The following is an 18,810-nucleotide window of genomic DNA, read 5'->3' as shown; positions in this document are numbered from 1 at the left end:
TCAGCCGCGCACGCTGCCTGCAGTGAGGCCCGCGCGCCAGAACCGCTGCAACGACAGGAACACGATCGCGATCGGGATGATCGAGACCAGCGATCCGACGACCGTGAGGATCTGCAGACCGGGGATCGTGATCGAGGCCTGGCTCCAGCCCGTGAGCCCCACCGTGAGCGGCATGAGCGACGAGTCCGTGAGTACCAGCAGGGGGAGGATGTAGCTGTTCCAGCTGCCGAGGAAGGCGAACAGCAGCACTGTGACCATTCCGGTGGACATGAGGCGGAGGCCGATGGTCGCGAAGATCCGGAACTCTCCGGCCCCGTCGAGGCGGGCGGCCTCGACGAGTTCGATCGGCACGGCCCCCTGTGCGTAGATGAAGCACAGGAGAACGCCGAATGGATAGCACAGAGCCGGAAGCAGCAGCCCGAGATAGGTGTTGTCCAGGCCGAGCTGCACCAGCAGCACGTACGTGGGCTGAGCGATGACGGATCCGGGCACGAGCAGGCTGGCGAGGACGACGGTGATGAGTACGGCTCGACCGCGGAAGCGGTAGACGGCCAGGGCGTAGCCGGTCAGCGCGCACACCAGCGTGGTGAACACCGAACCGATCACCGAGTAGATGATCGAGTTCAGGCCCCAGCGCCAGAAGATGCCGTCCTCGTAGCTGTTCAGAGCGGCCAGGTTGTCCCACAGGTGCCAGTCCGCGAAGGCGAAGCCAGGCGTGGAGAACAGGTCTCCGGTGGACTTCGTCGAGGCGATCACGAGCCACAGCACCGGGACGAGGAAGTAGGCGGCCACGATCACCATCACGATCGTGACGACGAGCATCCATCCGCGGTGCACGCGGTCGCCGTTGACGAAGGTGGTGCGTCGTCGCGGCTTCGTGTCCGGAGCGGTCACCGCTCGGGTGTCGAGGCTGGTGGCGGTGAGCAGGTCAGATGCCATCGGTGGCCCCCTTGGCGTTGCGCTTGTTGGCGGCGAGCAGGAGCAGCGAGACGATCAGCGTCGCGAGCCCCAGGATCACTGCCATCGCGGAGGACAGGTTCGAGTCCTTGCCGAGTGTGGAAGCCGCGTAGATCGCCATGTTCGGAGTGAAATCGCTCGGGATGTTGGAGGTGATCGACTGCAGCACCTGCGGCTCGTTGAACAGCTGCAGAGTGCCGATCACGCTGGACAGCGTCGTCAAGAGGACCGCGGGCGTGATCATCGGCAGCTTGATCTGCAGGGCCGTGCGCACTTCGCCGGCCCCGTCGATGCGAGCGGCCTCGTACATCTCGCGGGGCACGGACTGCAGCGCGGAGAAGAGGATGATCATGTTGATGCCGATCAGCGACCACAGATTGATGTTTCCGATCGACCACCAGACCGTACCCGGGCCGAGCAGATTGATGTCGATGCCGATGGAGGAGAGGAACTGCAGGATCGGACTCACGGACGGCTGGTAGAGAAAGCCCCAGAGGAGCGCCGCGATGACGCTGGGCACCGCGTAGGGGAGGAAGACCGCGAACTGGAAGAAGCGCTTCGCCTTCACGAGTGCGGAATCGAAGAGAAGAGCGAGGCCCGCGGCGATGATCATCATGACCGGAACCTGGATGGCGCCGTAGAGGAGGACCTTGGGGAAGCCGAGCAGGAAGTCCTCATCCGCGAAGGCGCGGAAGAAGTTCTCGAAACCGACGAACTCTATGCTCGAGCCGCCGAACCCCAGGCCGGTGGACTGGCGCGAGTACAGGCTGTTGACGACACCGACGGCGATCGGGGCGACGAGGAACACGACGAACACGATCACGAACGGCGCGACGAACGCGTACGGGACCCAGGGCCTCCCGGCGCCGGAGAACCGGCGCCGGGAGGACATGCGGATGCTGGTCACGTCAGATCACTCCGCGACGCTGAGGCCGCGAGACTTCAGATCGGCGATCGCCGCGTCCTGGGCGATGTCGAGCGCCTCGAGGAAGGTCTGCTGGCCGTTCACCACCTTGGCGAACTCGTCCAGCAGTGCGGTCTGGATGCTGCCGTAGTTCGGCCCCTCAACCCAGGTGTTCGGGGTGTTCTTGGCCGACTCGATGAACACTTCGTTGATGACCTGGCCGCCGTAGAAGTCGGACTCCTGCAGCAGAGCCTCGGATGCCAGCCCGTTCTCGGTGGAAGGGAACAGGCCGCCGACGGTGATCAGTGCATCCTGCGTGTCGTCGGAGCCGTTGAGCCATGACGCGAACTTCGCTGCCGCCTCGGCGTTCTTCGTGTTCTTCAGCACGACGACGGCCGCGCCGCCGGAGTCGCCGGAGTTCTCCGAGCCGGCGTTCTTCGGCATCGCCGTCACCGCCCAGTCGCCTGACGTGTCGGCGGCGTTCTCGGCGATCAGGCTCGGGAACCACGCGGCGTAGGTGATCGTGGCGATCTTGCCGGAGTTCACCAGTGCCCAGTATTCGGGCGTCCACATCTGTTCGGTCGTGACGAGACCCTCGTCGAGCAGGGTCTGCCATCTTTCGGCGACGAGCTGACTGCCCTCGTCGTTGACGCCGACAGTCCAGGAGTCGCCGTCGATGCCGTACCAACTGCTCTCGGCCTGTTGGATCTCCTGCGACCACTGACCGATCTCGCTCGGCGACATGTTCGCGATATAGATGTCCGGGTTGGCGGTCTTCAGCGCGCGGGCGGTCTCGAGGTACTCGTCCCAGGTCTCCGGGACTTCGAGGTCGTACTGGTCGAAGATGTCAGTGCGGTACATGGTCGCTGCCGGGCCGATGCCCTGCGGCACGCCGAAGACGTGGTCGTCGAAGGACACGGCAGACCACGACGCCGGCGTGTAGTTCGATTCGTACTCGGAGACGTACTCCGTGATGTCCACGACACGTTCACTGATCACATACTCGGGGAGGTTGTGCGTGGACAGCTGCACGAGGTCGGGTCCCTTGCCCGCGTCGACAGCTGCCTCCACCTTCTGACCGTCGTCGCCGGTCATGCGGTGGAAGGTGACTTGGATGTCCTCGTTCTCGTCGTTCCACTGAGCGACGAGGTCTTCGAGCCCAGGGACCCAGCCCCAGAAATCGATGGTGACGGGATCGTCGGCGCTCGGCTGCGCGCTATCAGCGGAGCAGGCGGAGAGCGCACCGATGGCGAATGCCGGCACCGCAAGGGCGGCGGCCCAGCGGAGCGGTGTACGCGTGAGGGGGCGTGCAGATTTCATGTGACGTGTTCCTTTCAGACGACGGTGTCGTGACCCGTGCAGGGCGGCGTTGCCGAGGAAGCGCAGTCGGGATGCTTCCGGATGCTATTTTGTGTTGTGCTGAAACATAAAGTCAAGCGCGGTTCGAAAATTGATCGGATGTATTCGCGGCGGCGATGATGTACTCGGAGGAAGAACATGGCATTGACGGACCTGCCCATCGAACAGCTGCGCTCGTACCGCCCAGAGGTGGTCGAACCGGATGATTTCGACGAATTCTGGCGCCGCACGCTGAACGAGGCGCGGGCCATCGGAGGAGTCGTCGACATCGTCGAGGCATCGACGCCGATCCGCGAACTCATCGTCGAAGATCTGACGTTTCCAGGGTACGGCGGTGAGCCGATCCGGGCCTGGATCACGCGGCCGCGAACAGAGGGACGCTTGCCGGCGGTGGTCGAGTACATCGGGTACAACGGCGGTCGCGGCGTCGCAGGCGAGCGACTGCAGTGGGCTGCGGCCGGCTATGTGCATGTGCTCATGGACACGCGGGGACAGGGCAGCGGGTGGGGAACAGGTGGCGACACCGCCGATCCGCACGGGTCGGAGGGGGCGGTGCCGGGGTTCATGACACGAGGCATCAGCGCTCCTGAGACGTACTACTACCGTCGCGTCTTCACGGATGCCGTGAGATTGATCGACGCCGTTCGCGAGTTCGAATTCGTCGATCCGGCCAGGGTCTCGATCACCGGCGCGAGCCAGGGCGGCGGCATCGCCCTTGCGGCGGCCGCGCTCGTTCCCGGCCTCAGCGGCGTCATGCCTGACGTGCCGTTCCTCTGCCATTTCAGCCGTTCGGTGCAGATGACGCCGGATCAGCCCTTCATGGAGATCACTCGCTACCTCGCCGTGCACAGGGATCAGGACGAGCGCGTCTTCCGCACACTGTCCTATTTCGACGGCGTGAACTTCGCGCGACGCGTGCACGTGCCAGCGCTGTTCTCGGTGGCTCTGATGGACGGCATCGTCCTGCCGTCCAGCGTCTTCGCGGCGTACAACCATCTGGGCGTCGAGGACCGTGCGATCGAGGTCTACACCTACAACGGCCACGAGGGCGGGCAGACGCATCAGTGGGTGAGGCAGGCGGAGTGGCTGGCTACCCGCGTCGCTCCCTGATGACGGCGACGGCGCCGGCATCCAGGTGGAACAGCCCCTCGGCGGGACGGCCGGATATCGCGTCGGCGCCCCACGCCTCGATCTCCTCGTCGGCGGTGCCGTGATTGATGAGGAACAGCCATGAGCCGTCCGCCGACACGCGGCGGACGGCTTCGACCGTCGCGGTGGCGGGCAGCCGGCGGCTGATGCCGGCGGCCTGCGCCAGTGTCGTCACCACAGCGTCGAGGCCATCCTGGATCAGGCCGGACACGTGCCAGGCCTGGCCCCGCCCGAACCGGCGTCGAGTGATGGCAGGCATGCCTTCGAGCGGACCGTCGGCGTAGCTGTCGATGATCTCGGCATCCGTCGTCCGCACGCGGGTGATCAGGTCTGCGACGCGCGCGCCGGAGCCGAGCAGCACCGTCTCGCCGCGCAGCAGCGGGTGCAGTTCCTCGCCGAAGATGCCGAGGAAGTCGCGGAAAGCGCCGGGGTATCCGCCGAGGCGGATCCGATTGTCCGCATCCGCGATCCCGGAGAGCGCCCCGACGACCACGGTGGCGCCGGCGTCGGCTGCCCGCATCACGCGCTCGACCGTCTCATCGTCGACCAGATACAGCGAGGGAAGCACGATGAGCCGGTAGCCGTCGAGACTCGCGTGCGACGGAAGCACATCCGGGCCGAACCCGTGGGTGGACAGCGCCTCGAACCATCGGCGGCCATCCTCATGCAGCGCATGATCGTTGAGCGGCTTCTGTCCCGCCTGCCACGCCCAGAGCGAGACGTCATCCGTGAGGATCGCCGCCTCGGAGCGCTCGACCAGACTGCCGGCCACGTCACTGATCGAGGCGAGTGTCGAGCCGAGCTCGACGACCTCCCGCCACTGGCGGGTCTCGGCCCCCGCATGCGGGACCATCGCCGAGTGGAACTGCTCCGCGCCCGACGCTGACGCGCGCCATTGGAAGAACAGCGCCCCGTCGGCGCCGTGCGCGACATGCTGCACACTGTTGCGGAGCATCTCTCCCGGCGCCTTCGGGGAGTTCCGGACCTGCCAGTTGACGGCCGAGGTCGAGTGCTCCATCACCATCCACGGCCGGGACGGGGCGAGTCCTCGCGTGCGGGCGGCCACCTGCGACAGCTCCCGATGTCGGTGGGGGTCGTCGGCGATCGTGTAATGGTCGATGGCGATGACGTCCAGGTCCTGCGTCCAGGACGCGTAGTCCGCGACGCTCCCCTGGGGAGCCACCATGAGGTTCGTCGTGATGGGCGCCGTGACCCCAGCACGGCGCAGAGCGTCCCGCTCCATCCGGAAATGATCGAGCAGGGCGTCGGAGCTGAATCGGTCGAAGTCCAGTACGAGGGACGGGTTCTGCGCGGATTCACTGTCCAGCGGTGCGAGGACGTCGTCGAAGCGGCGGTATCGGTGTCCCCAGAAAGCGGTGCCCCACGCCGCGTTGAGAGCGTCGACGGTCCCGTAGCGCCGCTCCAGCCACGCCCTGAACGCGAAGGTCGACTGGTCGCAGTAACAACGGCGATTGCCTCCGCCGAGTTCGTTGCTGATGTGCCACATCGTCACCGAAGGATGCTGCCCGTAACGCTCACCGAGCCGCGTGGCCACGCGCGAGGCGTACCGTTGCCAGACCGGGTGGCTCGGACACCACTGGAGGCGGCCGCCCTGGTGGTAGCGGATGCCCCGGCGATCGACCGGGAGGATCTCGGGATGCTCGCGATGCAGCCAGATGGGAGGCGAGGCCGTAGGCGTCGCGAGATCGATCGAGATCTCGGATCGCGCCAGCAGTCCGATCACTTCGTCGAACCAGCCCCAGTCCCAGCGGTCATCATCGACTTCCAGCAGGCCCCAGGCGAAGACACCGAGTGTGACGATGTTGACGCCGGCTTCGCGCATCAGCGCGATGTCCTCCAACCAGACGGACCGGTCCCACTGCTCGGGGTTGTAGTCGCCGCCGAACAGCAATGGTGCGCGAGGGGAAGGAGCGGATGAGCGTTGCGCTGGCATGGTTCCTCAGGTTGAGAGCACGAGGCGGATGGCGCTGACGGCGGCCGCCCACGCATAGTCGGCGAATCGGAACGGGTGGAGCTCGATGGGGGGCGCTTCGGCGGCCGGATCGAGCGCATCGGCGACGGCGGCCGCCAGGAGCGCATCGTCGAATTGAGCGAGCGGCAGTCCTTCGCCCGTCACGATGACTTTCTGCACGTCTGCGATGCACACGAGATTGCCGATGACCACTCCGAGTGCACGAACAGCGTCTCGGACAGCGAGCGACGCGGTCTCCTCGCCGGTTCTCGCGCGGGCGATCACCTGCTCGAAGGGGGCGTCGCCCGCCCGCTGCCGTACAGCCGGAATCGTCACATAGGAGGACACGCAGCCGGTGTGCCCGCGATCGCACTGCGGCCCCGTGTCGCTCACCCGCATGTGCCCGACCTTGCCCGGATGTCCGTGGGCGCCTCGGATCATGGCGTCCCCCACGACGATGCCGGCGCCGATGCCGGCGCCGATGCCGATCAGCGCCAGCGAGGTCGCACCGCGACCGGCCCCGAACCAATGGTGGGCGGCCGTGAGCGACTGGACATCGTTGCCGATCTCGGTGGGCAGCCCGGTCCGGGCGCTGACGAGATCGGCGAGCGGGATGTTCTCCCAGCCGAGGAAGTGCGATCCCACGATCCTCCGACGGCCATCGGCCCCGACAACGTCACCGGCGAGGCAGACGCCCACGGCGGCAATGCGGTCATGAGCTTCGCGAAGACCGTCGATCACCGCGCCGATGAGTTCGACGACATCGTCGACCTCACGGGACGGCAGAGGGTGTTCAACGGTGTCCACCACGCGCGCTGAGAGATCGACGACCGCAGCGTACAGGACGTCGCCGGTGAGCTTGATTCCCGCGAACCGGGCGGCATCCGGGCGCACATGAAGGGTCTCCGAGGGGCGCCCGCGGCCCGGGCGCAATTCGGCTTCGCCTTCGGTGACCACGCCGTGCTCCACCAGGTCGCGGGAGAGCCGGGACAGCGAGGCGCGGGACATCCCGGTTCGCCGGGTGAGCTCAGCGCGGGAGAGCGGCCCATGCACGAGCACTTCCAGGAGCACGTCGCGCTGTGCGTCATGCAGCACAGGCCAGGACCAGGTGGTTCGGGGCATGCCGCGATCCTACCGGGGTTCGCGGTAATTTTGTTGCACCGTGCGACTAATTCGCGATGTCGTTCCGAGGGCGACGGAGCCTCGCTGGGGAGGGGGTTCGAGACCCCGCCGCCGGTACTAGGCGGTGACCTGGATGGAGGCGATGACCTCGCCGTACTCCGTCTCACCGACCTGAGAGAATCCGACGCGCTCGAAGAACGCGCCGGGACCGGCGTCGCCTGCCTCGTAGATCACGTCGACGTGGTTCATGCCGCGGGTGCGCGCCTCCTCGATGAGGGCCTCGACGGCGAACCGACCGATGCCCCGGCCCTGATCGTCGGCGTCGACGTTGATGCGCCACAGCACCGAGCGGAAGTGCTCTTCGGGCGCCTCCGGATCGAAGTTGGCGCTGACGAACCCGACGACCTCGTTGCGGTCGAGAACGACGCGCTGCCACGACGTCTGCGGGTTGATCACGGTGGCCGCGATCCCGTAGGAGACCGGCGCAAGGTACTGCTCCTGCCCCGGTTTGAGGGACAGATTGTTCACGGCGACGATCGTCGCCGCGGAGAGTTCGACCACGCGCAGTTCCGTCATACGCCCAGGGTAACCTCTTGCGCGGCATCCGCGGCCAAAACTTCTCGGCGAACCCCGCACGGGGCGCTCAGGTATCTTGGTATCGAGACAAATTTGACTCGTGAACGGAGAATCTCCCGGTGACCGACGACGCCATCATCTACACCTACACGGACGAGGCACCGGCACTCGCCACCGCTTCGCTCCTCCCGATCGTGCAGGCCTACGCGGGCAAGGCCGGAATCGAGATCGAGACGCGCGACATCTCGCTCGCCGGCCGCATCCTCGCCGCGTTCCCGCAGCGCCTCACCGCCGACCAGGAGGTGTCCGACGCGCTCGCCGAACTCGGCGGTCTCGCCACCCTCCCCGAGGCCAACATCATCAAGCTGCCGAACATCTCGGCATCCATCCCGCAGCTCAAGGCCGCCATCGCGGAGCTGCAGGGCCAGGGCTACGACATCCCGAGCTTCCCCGATGAGCCGTCCTCGCTCGAGGAGAAGGACATCCGCGCCCGCTACGACCGCATCAAGGGCTCTGCAGTGAACCCCGTACTGCGCGAGGGCAACAGCGACCGCCGTGCTCCGCTGGCCGTCAAGAACTACGCCAAGAAGCACCCGCACACGAACAAGCCGTTCCCCGACGGCTCGAAGACCCGCGTCGCCACCATGGGGCACGACGACTTCAAGCACAACGAGAAGAGCTGGATCGCGGCTCACGACGATGTGCTGACCATCCGCCACACCGCGGAGGACGGCACGGTCACCGTGCTCAAGGACAACCTCAAGGTGCTGCCGCGCGAGATCGTCGACGCGACGTTCCTGTCAGCATCCGCCCTCGACGCCTTCCTCGCCGAAACGCTCGAGACGGCCAAGAACGACGACGTGCTCTACTCGGTGCACCTCAAGGCGACCATGATGAAGGTCTCCGACCCGATCATCTTCGGTCACGTCGTCAAGGCGTTCTTCGCCGACGTCTTCGCCCGGTTCGGCGACCAGCTCGCCGCCGCAGGCCTCAGCGCGAACGACGGCCTCGGCTCGATCCTCGCAGGGCTGGCGAACATCACCGGCGGCGAGGAGGTCGCAGCCGACTTCACCACGGCGGTCGAGAACGGTCCCCGCCTGTCATACGTCAACTCCGACAAGGGCATCACGAACCTGCACGTCCCTTCGGACGTCATCGTGGACGCCTCGATGCCCGCTCTGGTCCGCAACGGCGGCAAGCTGTGGGGTGCCGACGGCGGCGAGGACGACACGCTCGCCGTGATCCCCGACTCGTCGTACGCCGGTGTCTACCAGGCAGTGATCGACGACGTGATCGCGAACGGGCCCCTCAACCCCGCCACGATCGGCACCGTCCCCAACGTCGGGCTCATGGCGCAGGCGGCCGAGGAGTACGGCAGCCACGACAAGACGTTCGAGATCGCCTCGGCCGGGCGCGTCGAGGTCGTCGACGGCGACGGAACCGTCGTCATCGAGCACACCGTGGGCGCGGGCGACATCTGGCGCGCCACGCAGACCAAGCACATCCCGGTCATGGACTGGGTGCGTCTCGCGGTCTCTCGCGCGCAGGCGACCGGTGCGCCTGCCGTGTTCTGGCTCGACCTGAACCGCGCGCACGACGCGCAGCTGATCGCCAAGGTGCACCAGGCCCTCGCCACCCTCGACACCACAGGAGCGCAGATCTCGATCCTCGCCCCCGAGGAGGCGACGCGCTACACGCTCGCGCGCATGCGCCACGGGCTCGACACCATCTCGGTCACCGGCAACGTGCTGCGCGACTACCTGACCGACCTGTTCCCGATCCTCGAGGTCGGCACGTCGGCGAAGATGCTGAGCATCGTCCCGCTGCTCGCCGGCGGTGGTCTGTTCGAGACCGGCGCGGGCGGCTCGGCCCCGAAGCACGTGCAGCAGCTCGTCGAGGAGAACTACCTGCGCTGGGACTCGCTCGGCGAGTTCTTCGCCCTGGCGGCCTCGCTCGAGCACTTCGCGGACCGCACCGGCAACGAGAAGGCTCGCGTCCTCGCCGAGACTCTGGATGCCGCGACCGGCACCTTCCTCGAAGAGGACCGCTCGCCGGGCCGCAAGCTCGGTACGATCGACAACCGCGGCAGCCACTTCTACCTGGGCCTGTACTGGGCGCAGGAGCTGGCCGCGCAGACGAAGGACCCCGAGCTCGCTGCGGCGTTCGCGTCGATCGCCGCCGACCTCACCGCCAAGGAGCAGGAGATCGTCGCCGAGCTCAACGGCGCCCAGGGCGCCGCGGCCGACATCGGAGGCTACTACCGCCCCGACGTCGCCAAGGTCGCACAGATCATGCGCCCGTCGCAGACGCTGAACGGGATCATCGACGCGATCGCGTAAGGGAAGAACGAAGGGTGGGGCGGATGCTGCGGCATCCGCCCCACTCGCGTCTCCGGGCCATGCGGCGGGCGAGTCTCACCAGTGGACGGAGACCTCGGTGCCAACGGGGGCCCAGTTGTAGACGTACTCGGCCTGCCACACCGGCATGTTCACGCAGCCGTGGCTCATCTGGGTGCCGAAGTTGTTGTGCCAGTAGGCGCCGTGGAAGGCGATGTCCGGCGCGAACCAGGTGTTGAACGGCACGTCCTCGGTGACGTAGTCGCGGCCGACCATGTCCTGGATGCGGGTGTGCGCGAACACGGTGAAGTTGCCCGTGGGGGTCGGCGTGGCCGGCAGGCCCGACGAGATCGCCCAGGAGTGCACCACGTTGCCGTTCTGGTACAGGACCGCGCGCTGGTTGCTGAGGTTCAGGTCGATGTAACGGTGCAGCGTCGTCGTGGCGAACTCGGGCTCCGTCACCTCGAGCGCGTAGGCCGCGTCGCCGTTCTGCAGCTGCTCCGCGAACTCCGATGCGGCCTGGCTGACATCGCCGAGCTCGCGGCCGTTGACTCCGGCGGTGACCTCGCTGAGCACGTCGCCGCCGGAGTTGACGACGACCTCGGCGTCCACGGGTTCGCGGTTCACGAGCCCGGGCAGCTTGTCGACTGTCTCCTGGATCGCGGTCTCGTCGGCCGTGATGCGCAGCTCGCCATCATCGTCGACGACCTCGAGCCAGGTCGCAGCGACAGCGGGTCCCACCGGCACCGTGCGCTCCTCGCCCACGTAGAACCCGAGGGAGCCGAGCATGGTGTTCAGCTGGTCGGCGACGGTCGTCGCCTCGGCATCGCTGACGGCGGCCGGGGCTTCAGCCGGAGCACCGGAGTAGGTCACGACGTCGCCGCCCCCGGTGATCGTCGCAGCGATCGAGCCGATCAGAGCGTCGAGATCGACGCCGGTGCCGGATTCGGCCGGAGTGGTCACGTACGACTTGGAAGCGGCGTCGAAGACGACGCCGGCGTCGACGGCATCCTCGTAGGTCGTAGGCAGCAGCGAGCGGAGCTTGTCGTGGGCGACCTCGGTGTCGAGTGTGATGTCGGCGGCGATCGGCTCGGGCATCCACGCGCCGAGGTTCCACATCGGGTGCTCGGCGAACGCCTCATTCGCCAGCGCCACGGCGTCGACGGATGCGCCCAGGTCAGCGCCGGTGACGGAGGGGTCGCCGCTGGCGTCTGTGAACGCGATCTCCACGTCAGCGAGACGGGAGCTGACGGCATCGGCGGCGGCCCCGGGCGTGAGCCCGCCGACGGGGATGCCGGCGATGGTGGTGCCCGGCGCGATCAGAACCATCGATGCCGCACCGGCGGCGATGAGCAGCGCCCCGACGCCCAGGCCTACCCAGAGGCCGGTCCGACGCTTCTTCGGAGCGGGTTCGTACGGTGCCCACGCCAGCGGTCTGTCACCGTCGTTCGGTGGCAGAGTCCCTGTGATGATGGTGGTCTGGGCCGTGTCTGCACCCGGTGCTGCAACAAGATCGGTCACGAATTCACCCCCCGTGATTCAACGCGACATTCCCCCCATCATACGGGTCGCGTGATAACAGGGAAGCAACGGTTCCGCAACCCGAGAGGCCCCGGGATCCGAAGATCCCGGGGCCTCTCGGTTCAGGCGGTGATGATCAGCTGCACAGCTCCTGGAGCGCGGTCGCCGATGCGGTCACGTCGCCCGTGATGGCGCTGAGCTCGCCGGCCGCGGACATGTCCTGCTCGACGACGACCTTGGTGAGCAGGTCGCCGAGGGCCGTGAAGTCCTCGTAGACGGCGGCCGTGGCCTCCTTGACCTCGGCGTTCGAGACGCTGTCGACGGTCTCGCCGAGCGTCCCGACGAAGCTGTTGAACTGATCGACGGTCGCCTGCGGGTCGGCCTCGGCGGCGGTCATGTCGATCTCGGACATCGCGGTGCTGGCCTCGGTCAGCTGCGGAATGACGATGCCACAGGCATCTTCGACCGACTGGTCGGTTGTCGTCTCCTCCGCGGGGGCCGAGTCACCCGAGTCGGCCGAGTCGTTCGCGGTGTCCTCCGGGGCACCGCCCGAGCAGGCGGTGAGTCCGAGGATGGCGACGCTGGCGATGGCGAATGCGGCGATACGGCGGTTCATGTGTTCTTCCCTCATTGGTGGCACGGCGAAGTGCTGTGCGATTCTCCGGTCGGTGAGTCAGTCAAACACACTCACCGCGGAACGACGATGGGGAGATTGACCCATCGTCGCCTGGTCAGCCTTCGACGATCGCGATCCCGTCGATCTCCACGAGCATCTCCTCGCGGGGGAGGCCGGTGAACACTGTGGTGCGCGAGGGCAGCACGCCGCTGGGCGTGTGCGCTGTGACGAACTCGCCGTACGCGTCGTTCATCGCCGCGAAGTCCGAGCGCTGCGTGAGGTAGACGCGCAGCATGACGACGTCATCGAAGGTCGCGCCCGAGGCCTCGACGATCGCCTTGACGTTCTCCAGGGTGCGCGTGGTCTGGGCGGCGACGTCGCCCTCGAAGAGGTACTCGCCGCTCGACGGATCGACCGGGCCCTGGCCGGACACCTGGACGAACGGGCCCTTGCGGACTCCCTGCGAGAAGGTGTGGGCGGGTGCCGGTGCGGCGTCTGTCGTGACTCGGGTCTTCGTGCTCATGCCCACAGCCTAGTAGCCTTGTTAGATGCCTCTACTAATTCCGGATCCGGTCGTCGGCACGTGGGCGAAGGCGTTCCCCGCGCGGGCGCACGGCAGGCGCCTGTCCGAGATCGCGGATGCCGATCTGAGGCTCTCGGAGTTCAGCACCCCGGTGATGACCGTGCATGCGGACGCCCTCGAGCACAACGAGCGCACCGTGCTCGACTGGGCCGCAGCCGCCGGGGTCGTGCTCGCGCCGCACGGCAAGACCACGATGGCACCGGCGCTCTGGCAGCGACTGCTGGATGCCGGTGCCTGGGGCATCACGGTCGCCACGCCGTGGCAGGCGTCAGTCGCCATCGAAGCGGGAGTGCGCCGCGTGTTCATCGCGAACGCCGTGACGGATGCCGCGGCCGCCGCCGACCTCGGCAGAGCGCTCATCGCAGACCCCGATCTGCGGATCATCTGCTGGGTCGACTCGACGGATTCCGTCGCTCTGCTCGCGAGCGCGGGCATCGAACCGCGGCATCCGCTCGACGTCCTCGTCGAGCTCGGCGGCGCCGGCGGACGCACCGGCGCGCGAACCGTCGATGAGGGGGAGCGGATCGCACAGGCCATCACCGACGCCCCCGGCCTCCGCTTGACGGGCGTCGGCGGCTACGAGGGCCCGTTCGGGCCCGACCGCAGCGCGGAATCCGTGCAGGCCGTCGACGCGTACCTCGGCACGATCGTCGAACTGCACGGGCGACTGTCCTACCCGGGCGTCGCCCGGCCCATCCTCACCGCGGGCGGTAGCGCGTTCCCCGATCGGGCGGCCGCCGTCCTCGCGCCGCTGGGGGACGAGGCCGAGATCGTGCTGCGATCGGGCGCCTTCCAGATCCACGACGACGGCTTCTACTCGCGGATGTCGCCGTTCGGTCCGCTGACGGGCACCGCGCCGCTGCGCTCGGCCATGCACGCCTGGGCGCGCGTCGTGTCGCAGCCCGAGCCCGGCCTCGCCCTGCTGGACGCCGGCCGTCGCGACGTCCCCTTCGACATCGACCTCCCGGTGCCGCAGTCCGTCCGGGGCGAGATCACCGCGCTGAACGACCAGCACGCGTTCCTGCACCTCGAACCGGGCGCGGAGGCACCAGTGGGCGCGGTCGTGCGCCTCGGACTCTCGCACCCCTGCACGGCGTTCGACAAATGGCGCGTCATCCCGCTGATCGACGACCCCGATGCCGACGACCCGCGCGTGATCGGTGCGGTGGCGACATGCTTCTGAGCAGCGATCACGCAGCCGCGGGGCGCGTACGGGTCTATCGCGGTGCGACCGTCGTCGACGGCACCGGCGCGGCGCGGTACGCCGCCGATGTCGCGGTCGAGGGCGAGCGGATCGTCGCCGTCCTCCGCGCCGGCGACGAGCGCACCCTCGAGCTGCCGGACGGCGCCGTCGAGGTCGCCGCGGACGGTCTCGTCCTCGCCCCCGGGTTCATCGACATGCACGCGCACAGCGACCTCGCCGTGCTGAGGGGCGCGGCGCATCAGGCGAAGATCCGCCAGGGCGTCACGACCGAGGTCCTCGGCCAGGACGGGCTCGGCTACGCGCCGCTCGACGACGCCGCGGCATCCGTCATCCCCGCGCAGATCGCCGGCTGGAACGGATCGCCCGCCGACGTCCCGTGGCGGACGATGGACGACCTGCTCACCGCGATCGACGACGCGACCACCGCGAACGCCGCCGTGCTCGTGCCGCAGGGCAACCTGCGGATGATGACCGTCGGGCACGCGAACCGGCCGGCGACGCCGAGCGAGATCGAGGCGATGTGCACGCAGCTCGGAGCGGCGCTGGACGCCGGCGCGTTCGGCATGTCGAGCGGCCTCACCTACACGCCCGGCATGTACGCCTCCACGGACGAGCTCGAGGCGCTCTGCCGCGTCGTGGCCGAGCGCGGCGGTTACTGGGCCCCGCATACGCGCAGTTACGGCGGGGGAGCGCTGGACGCCTATCGCGAGGTTCTCGACATCGGCCGCCGCACGGGCTGCGCCGTCCACCTCACCCACGCCACCATGAACTTCGCGCCCAATCGCGGTCGCGCCGCCGACCTGCTCGCCCTGGTCGACGACGCCGTCGCGGACGGGGTGGACGTCACCCTCGACACCTACCCGTACCTGCCCGGCGCGACGACGCTCTCGGCACTGCTGCCCAGCAGGCTCGCGGAGGGAGGCGATCTGATCACGGCGATCCGCGCCCTGGACTCCGACGAGCGCGAGCGGGTGCGCGTCGAGCTCGAGGAGATCGGCTGCGACGGCTTCCACGGCGAGCGCGCGGACTGGTCGCAGATCGAGATCTCCGGCACCGCCAATGCGGCCCTCGCCGGTCTCGTCGGGCGCACGGTCGCGCAGATCGCGGCGGACGAGGGCCGTCGCGCGGTCGACATCGTGCTCGACACGATCGTGGCGGATGCCGGCGCCACCGGCATCCTCATGCACATCGGTGACGAGGCGAACGTCCGCGCCATCATGCGTCACCCCCGCCACACAGGCGGCAGCGACGGCATCCTGATCGGCGCGAAGCCGCACCCGCGCGGCTTCGGCACGTTCCCGCGCTACCTCGGCCACTACGTGCGCGAACTCGGCGTGCTCAGCCTGGAGCAGGCCGTGCAGCACCTCTCCGGCACGCCCGCCCGCCGGCTCGGCCTGCATCGCGGAGATGCGCCTCGCGGTGTCATCCGCGAAGGCGCCACCGCCGACCTCGTGCTCTTCGATCCCGACACGATCGCCGCCGGCGCCACCTTCGACGACCCGCGTGCGACGCCGACCGGGATCGTCGAGGTGCTCGTCGCCGGCATCCCGGTCGTCTCGGATGGTGACGTCACCGGCGCGACGCCCGGACGCGCGCTTCGCATGCCGCCGCCGCCGCACCGTGCGACGGTGCCGCTGGTGAAAGCCGCGATCGATGCGCAGGCGCTGCCGTTCCGGCTGCGCCGCGACACTCCGGTCGAAGCCCCCGCCGAGCTCGCCGCGGTCGCCGCACGACTGCGCGAGAGCCTGGATCTGGTCGCCGACCCGGCGCCGGACGCCGCGCCGATCGTGCTCCGAGTGGATGCCGCCGTCGGCGGTGAGGAGGCTTTCCGCATCGACGTCACCGCCGATCGTGTCGAGCTCACCGGCGCCGCCCCCGTCGGCGTCTTCCGGGCGGCGACGACTCTCCGGCAGCTGATCGCACCCGAAACCGGGGGAGCCGGTGTCGAAAGGGCGCTCGAGCACGGTGCCGACGCTCCGAACCGTGCTGAACCGCCCTCTCGATCGACCTGCATCCCGGCCGGCACCTGGCAGGGCGCACCGGCGTACGGATGGCGCGGGGCGATGCTCGACGTCGCACGCCACTTCCGGCCGGCCGATGACATCCGCCGCCTCATCGACCTGCTGGCGGCGCACCACCTCAACGTCCTCCACCTGCACCTCACCGACGACCAGGGCTGGCGATTCGAGGTGCCGGCATACCCCCGCCTCACCGAGGCCGGCGCGCGACGCGAGGCCACCCAGCGCGGTCACGGCCCGCTCGCGATCGTCGAACCCGGGCTGCACGAGGGCTTCTACACGACCGCCGAGCTGCGGGGGCTCGTCGAGTACGCCGCAGAGCGCTTCGTCACCCTCGTGCCCGAGGTCGAACTCCCCGGTCACGTGCAGGCCGCGCTCGCCGCCTACCCGGAGCTCGGCAACACCGACATCGGGGACCCGGTCACCGCACCGTGGGAGCGGTTCGGCGTGAACCCGCGCGTCCTCGCGCCGACGGATGACGCGCTCGCGTTCGGCCGCGCGGCCATCGACGCACTGTGCGACATCTTCGACTCGCCGTGGGTCGGAATCGGCGGCGACGAGGTTCCCGTCGACGAGTGGGCGCAGAGCCCGGCGGTCGCCGGGCGGATGCGGGAACTCGGGCTCACCGCAGCGAACGAGGTGCAGCCGTGGTTCACTCGTCACTTCGTCGACCACGTCCGCTCGCGCGGACGCACCGCCCTGGCATGGGATGAGGTACTCGAAGGCGTCGTTCCGGACGGCGTCCGCATCCTCGCCTGGCGAGGGCCGGTGGCGATGGCGGAGGCGCTGCGCCGCGGCATCCCGGTCATCGGCTGCCCCGACATGAACGTCTATCTCGACTACCGGCAGTCGGAGTCGCCGGACGAGCCCGTGCCGGTGGGCCCGCCGTTGACGATCGAGGATGCGTACGGGCTGCGCCTCCCGGACGGGGTCGCGGGTGGGCAGGCGAACACCTGGACGGAGCACCTGCCCACCCGCGACCGCGTGGACTTCGCGATGTTCCCGCGGCTGAGCGCGGTCGCCGAGCGGCTCTGGGCCGGCGGCGATCCGGGGGAGGTGGAGGATTTCCTCCAGCGTCTGCCGACTCACCTGCGGCGCCTCGCGGCCGCCGGGGTGCAGTATCGTCAGCTCAGCGGCCCGACCCCGGAGCAGCGCCGAGCGGATATACCGGGAAAGCCGATCAGCGCAGCCGATCGCGAGCGGATCGTGGAAGAACTCGTCGCGGGTCTCCGACTTGCGGAAACCTCTGTTCGTAAGGTGTACTAACAAACATGTCCGATTCGGGGGAGCCACAGCAGCCGACGCCTGCCGAGAACATCGGCGCCCAGCGGCATGCCTTCGGGCCGGCGCGTCACCTGCGATCGCGGGCCAAAGTCCTTCCCGAGCACGCACGCGGGCACAACCGGGCGCTGGTGCTGCAGACGCTGTACCACTCGGGTTCGATGAGCCGTGCCGACCTGTCGCGCGAGACCGGCCTGACGCGCGTGACCATCTCCGATCTCGTGTCCGAGTTCATCGCAGACGGCATCGTCGTCGAGCTCGGCATCCGCGAGACCGTGGGCCCCGGCAAGCCCCCCATCCTCATCGACATCGACCGGCTGGGCCACCAGATCATCGGCCTCGACCTCTCGGACGCCGAGGTGCTCCGCGGGGCGGTGCTCAGCCTGGACGGAGACGTGCTGCAGCGGCGCGAGGTCGCACGTCCGGCGAAGTCCGACGGCGACGCGGCCTACGCCGCGGTGCTGGGCCTCGGGCGCGAGCTCGTCGGCGCCGCCACGACGGCGCTGCTCGGCGTCGGCATCGGCACCCCGGGTGTCGTGCGGCCTGACGGTGTCGTCATCAGCTCCCCGAACCTGGGCTGGACCGATTTCGCACTGGAGGCGCAGCTCGGGCGCGACCTCGATCTGCCCGTGCTCGCCCGGAACGACGCGAACGCCGCGGTGCTCGCCGAGTACACCTTCGGCGATGCGCGGTCGGACTTCATCCTCATCAAGATCGGTGTCGGTGTCGGCGCCGGCCTGATCGCCGGCAGTCAGCCGCTGGTCGGCAGCCGCTTCGCCGCGGGCGAGATCGGCCACGTCGTCGTCGGCACGGACGGCGGCCCGCGCTGCGTCTGCGGCAGAGACGGCTGCCTGGAGGCGTGGCTGAGCGTCACGCGACTCCGAGACGAGGTCGAGGCGCGCCCGGAGTCACGTGATGCGATCCTGCGCGATGCCGGCGCGCGCATGGCGATCGCCGTGGCGCCGATCGTGACCGCCCTCGACCTGTCCGAGGTCGTCCTCTCCGGCCCTGCCGACCTGCTGGACGGCCCGTTCATCCACGCCGCCACCGAGACGCTGCGCGCCCGCACGCTCGAGGGCGTCTTCGACGATGTGGTCATCCGCCTCACCCGCCAGGACGACATCGTGCTGCGCGGCGCTGCGGTCATGGTTCTCTCCAGCCAGCTGGGAGTCTCGTAGTGACATCAGCGATGCCGACCGCGAGTGCCGGCCG

The 18,810-nt window shown here is 68.7% G+C and carries 14 protein-coding genes; 5 read left to right on the top strand and 9 right to left on the bottom strand.

The window, feature by feature from the left end:
* From IM776_RS11570 to IM776_RS11560, 3 genes are read right to left on the bottom strand one after another with little or no spacing between them, the layout of a single operon-like run.
* Positions 1–939 carry a carbohydrate ABC transporter permease gene (locus tag IM776_RS11570; protein WP_228479741.1) on the bottom strand — a complete coding sequence of 313 codons (939 nt, stop codon included), beginning with the start codon at positions 937–939 and terminating at the stop codon, positions 1–3.
* Entirely contained in the window at positions 929–1,864 is a 936-nt protein-coding gene (locus IM776_RS11565) for a carbohydrate ABC transporter permease (RefSeq protein ID WP_228479740.1), read from the bottom strand. The genes IM776_RS11570 and IM776_RS11565 overlap by 11 nt, the downstream gene beginning before the upstream one ends.
* Before the next feature lie 6 nt (positions 1,865–1,870).
* A complete protein-coding gene (locus tag IM776_RS11560) occupies positions 1,871–3,181 on the bottom strand; it encodes an ABC transporter substrate-binding protein (RefSeq protein ID WP_194420242.1) in 1,311 nt (436 codons plus the stop codon).
* A 177-nt stretch (positions 3,182–3,358) separates the two neighbouring features.
* Here IM776_RS11560 and IM776_RS11555 point away from each other — a divergent pair, with 177 nt between their 5' ends.
* Entirely contained in the window at positions 3,359–4,330 is a 972-nt protein-coding gene (locus tag IM776_RS11555) for an acetylxylan esterase (protein ID WP_194420240.1), read from the top strand.
* Here IM776_RS11555 and IM776_RS11550 read toward each other — a convergent pair.
* The 3 genes from IM776_RS11550 to IM776_RS11540 form a co-directional block, all read right to left on the bottom strand.
* Complete coding sequence (locus IM776_RS11550) at positions 4,311–6,323, bottom strand: beta-galactosidase (RefSeq protein ID WP_194420239.1); 2,013 nt, start codon at positions 6,321–6,323, stop codon at positions 4,311–4,313. The two genes, IM776_RS11555 and IM776_RS11550, sit on opposite strands and share 20 nt — an antisense overlap.
* Positions 6,324–6,329: 6 nt before the next feature.
* On the bottom strand, positions 6,330–7,463 hold the full coding sequence (locus tag IM776_RS11545) for an ROK family transcriptional regulator (RefSeq protein ID WP_194420238.1): 1,134 nt from the start codon (positions 7,461–7,463) through the stop codon (positions 6,330–6,332).
* A 117-nt stretch (positions 7,464–7,580) separates the two neighbouring features.
* Positions 7,581–8,039 carry a GNAT family N-acetyltransferase gene (locus IM776_RS11540; RefSeq protein WP_194420237.1) on the bottom strand — a complete coding sequence of 153 codons (459 nt, stop codon included), beginning with the start codon at positions 8,037–8,039 and terminating at the stop codon, positions 7,581–7,583.
* 119 nt (positions 8,040–8,158) lie between these two features.
* Here IM776_RS11540 and IM776_RS11535 point away from each other — a divergent pair, with 119 nt between their 5' ends.
* On the top strand, positions 8,159–10,378 hold the full coding sequence (locus IM776_RS11535; protein ID WP_194420236.1) for an NADP-dependent isocitrate dehydrogenase: 2,220 nt from the start codon (positions 8,159–8,161) through the stop codon (positions 10,376–10,378).
* Positions 10,379–10,453: 75 nt separating this feature from the next.
* Here IM776_RS11535 and IM776_RS11530 read toward each other — a convergent pair whose 3' ends face one another.
* The 3 genes from IM776_RS11530 to IM776_RS11520 all read right to left on the bottom strand — a co-directional run bounded on the left by IM776_RS11530 (position 10,454) and on the right by IM776_RS11520 (position 13,035).
* Positions 10,454–11,896 (bottom strand): L,D-transpeptidase family protein, encoded by a 1,443-nt coding sequence (locus tag IM776_RS11530; protein WP_228479739.1) that lies wholly within the window; start codon positions 11,894–11,896, stop codon positions 10,454–10,456.
* 136 nt (positions 11,897–12,032) lie between these two features.
* Entirely contained in the window at positions 12,033–12,512 is a 480-nt protein-coding gene (locus IM776_RS11525) for a hypothetical protein (protein WP_194420235.1), read from the bottom strand.
* A gap of 115 nt (positions 12,513–12,627) precedes the next feature.
* The gene (locus IM776_RS11520) at positions 12,628–13,035 is read right to left on the bottom strand and encodes a RidA family protein (protein ID WP_194420233.1); all 408 of its coding nucleotides are present in this window, start codon (positions 13,033–13,035) and stop codon (positions 12,628–12,630) included.
* Between the two features lie 25 nt (positions 13,036–13,060).
* Here IM776_RS11520 and IM776_RS11515 point away from each other — a divergent pair, with 25 nt between their 5' ends.
* From IM776_RS11515 to IM776_RS11505, 3 genes are read left to right on the top strand one after another with little or no spacing between them, the layout of a single operon-like run.
* Complete coding sequence (locus tag IM776_RS11515; protein WP_194420231.1) at positions 13,061–14,278, top strand: alanine racemase; 1,218 nt, start codon at positions 13,061–13,063, stop codon at positions 14,276–14,278.
* Positions 14,269–17,583 carry a family 20 glycosylhydrolase gene (locus IM776_RS11510; protein ID WP_194420229.1) on the top strand — a complete coding sequence of 1,105 codons (3,315 nt, stop codon included), beginning with the start codon at positions 14,269–14,271 and terminating at the stop codon, positions 17,581–17,583. Before IM776_RS11515 ends, IM776_RS11510 begins: the two co-directional genes overlap by 10 nt.
* 5 nt (positions 17,584–17,588) lie before the next feature.
* On the top strand, positions 17,589–18,776 hold the full coding sequence (locus tag IM776_RS11505) for an ROK family transcriptional regulator (RefSeq protein WP_194420227.1): 1,188 nt from the start codon (positions 17,589–17,591) through the stop codon (positions 18,774–18,776).
* Positions 18,777–18,810 lie beyond the last annotated feature (34 nt).

This window comes from Microbacterium abyssi (genome assembly GCF_015277895.1).
In the GTDB taxonomy this organism is placed as follows: Bacteria; Actinomycetota; Actinomycetes; order Actinomycetales; family Microbacteriaceae; genus Microbacterium; species Microbacterium abyssi.
This window is presented reverse-complemented; position numbering and strand designations above follow the sequence as displayed.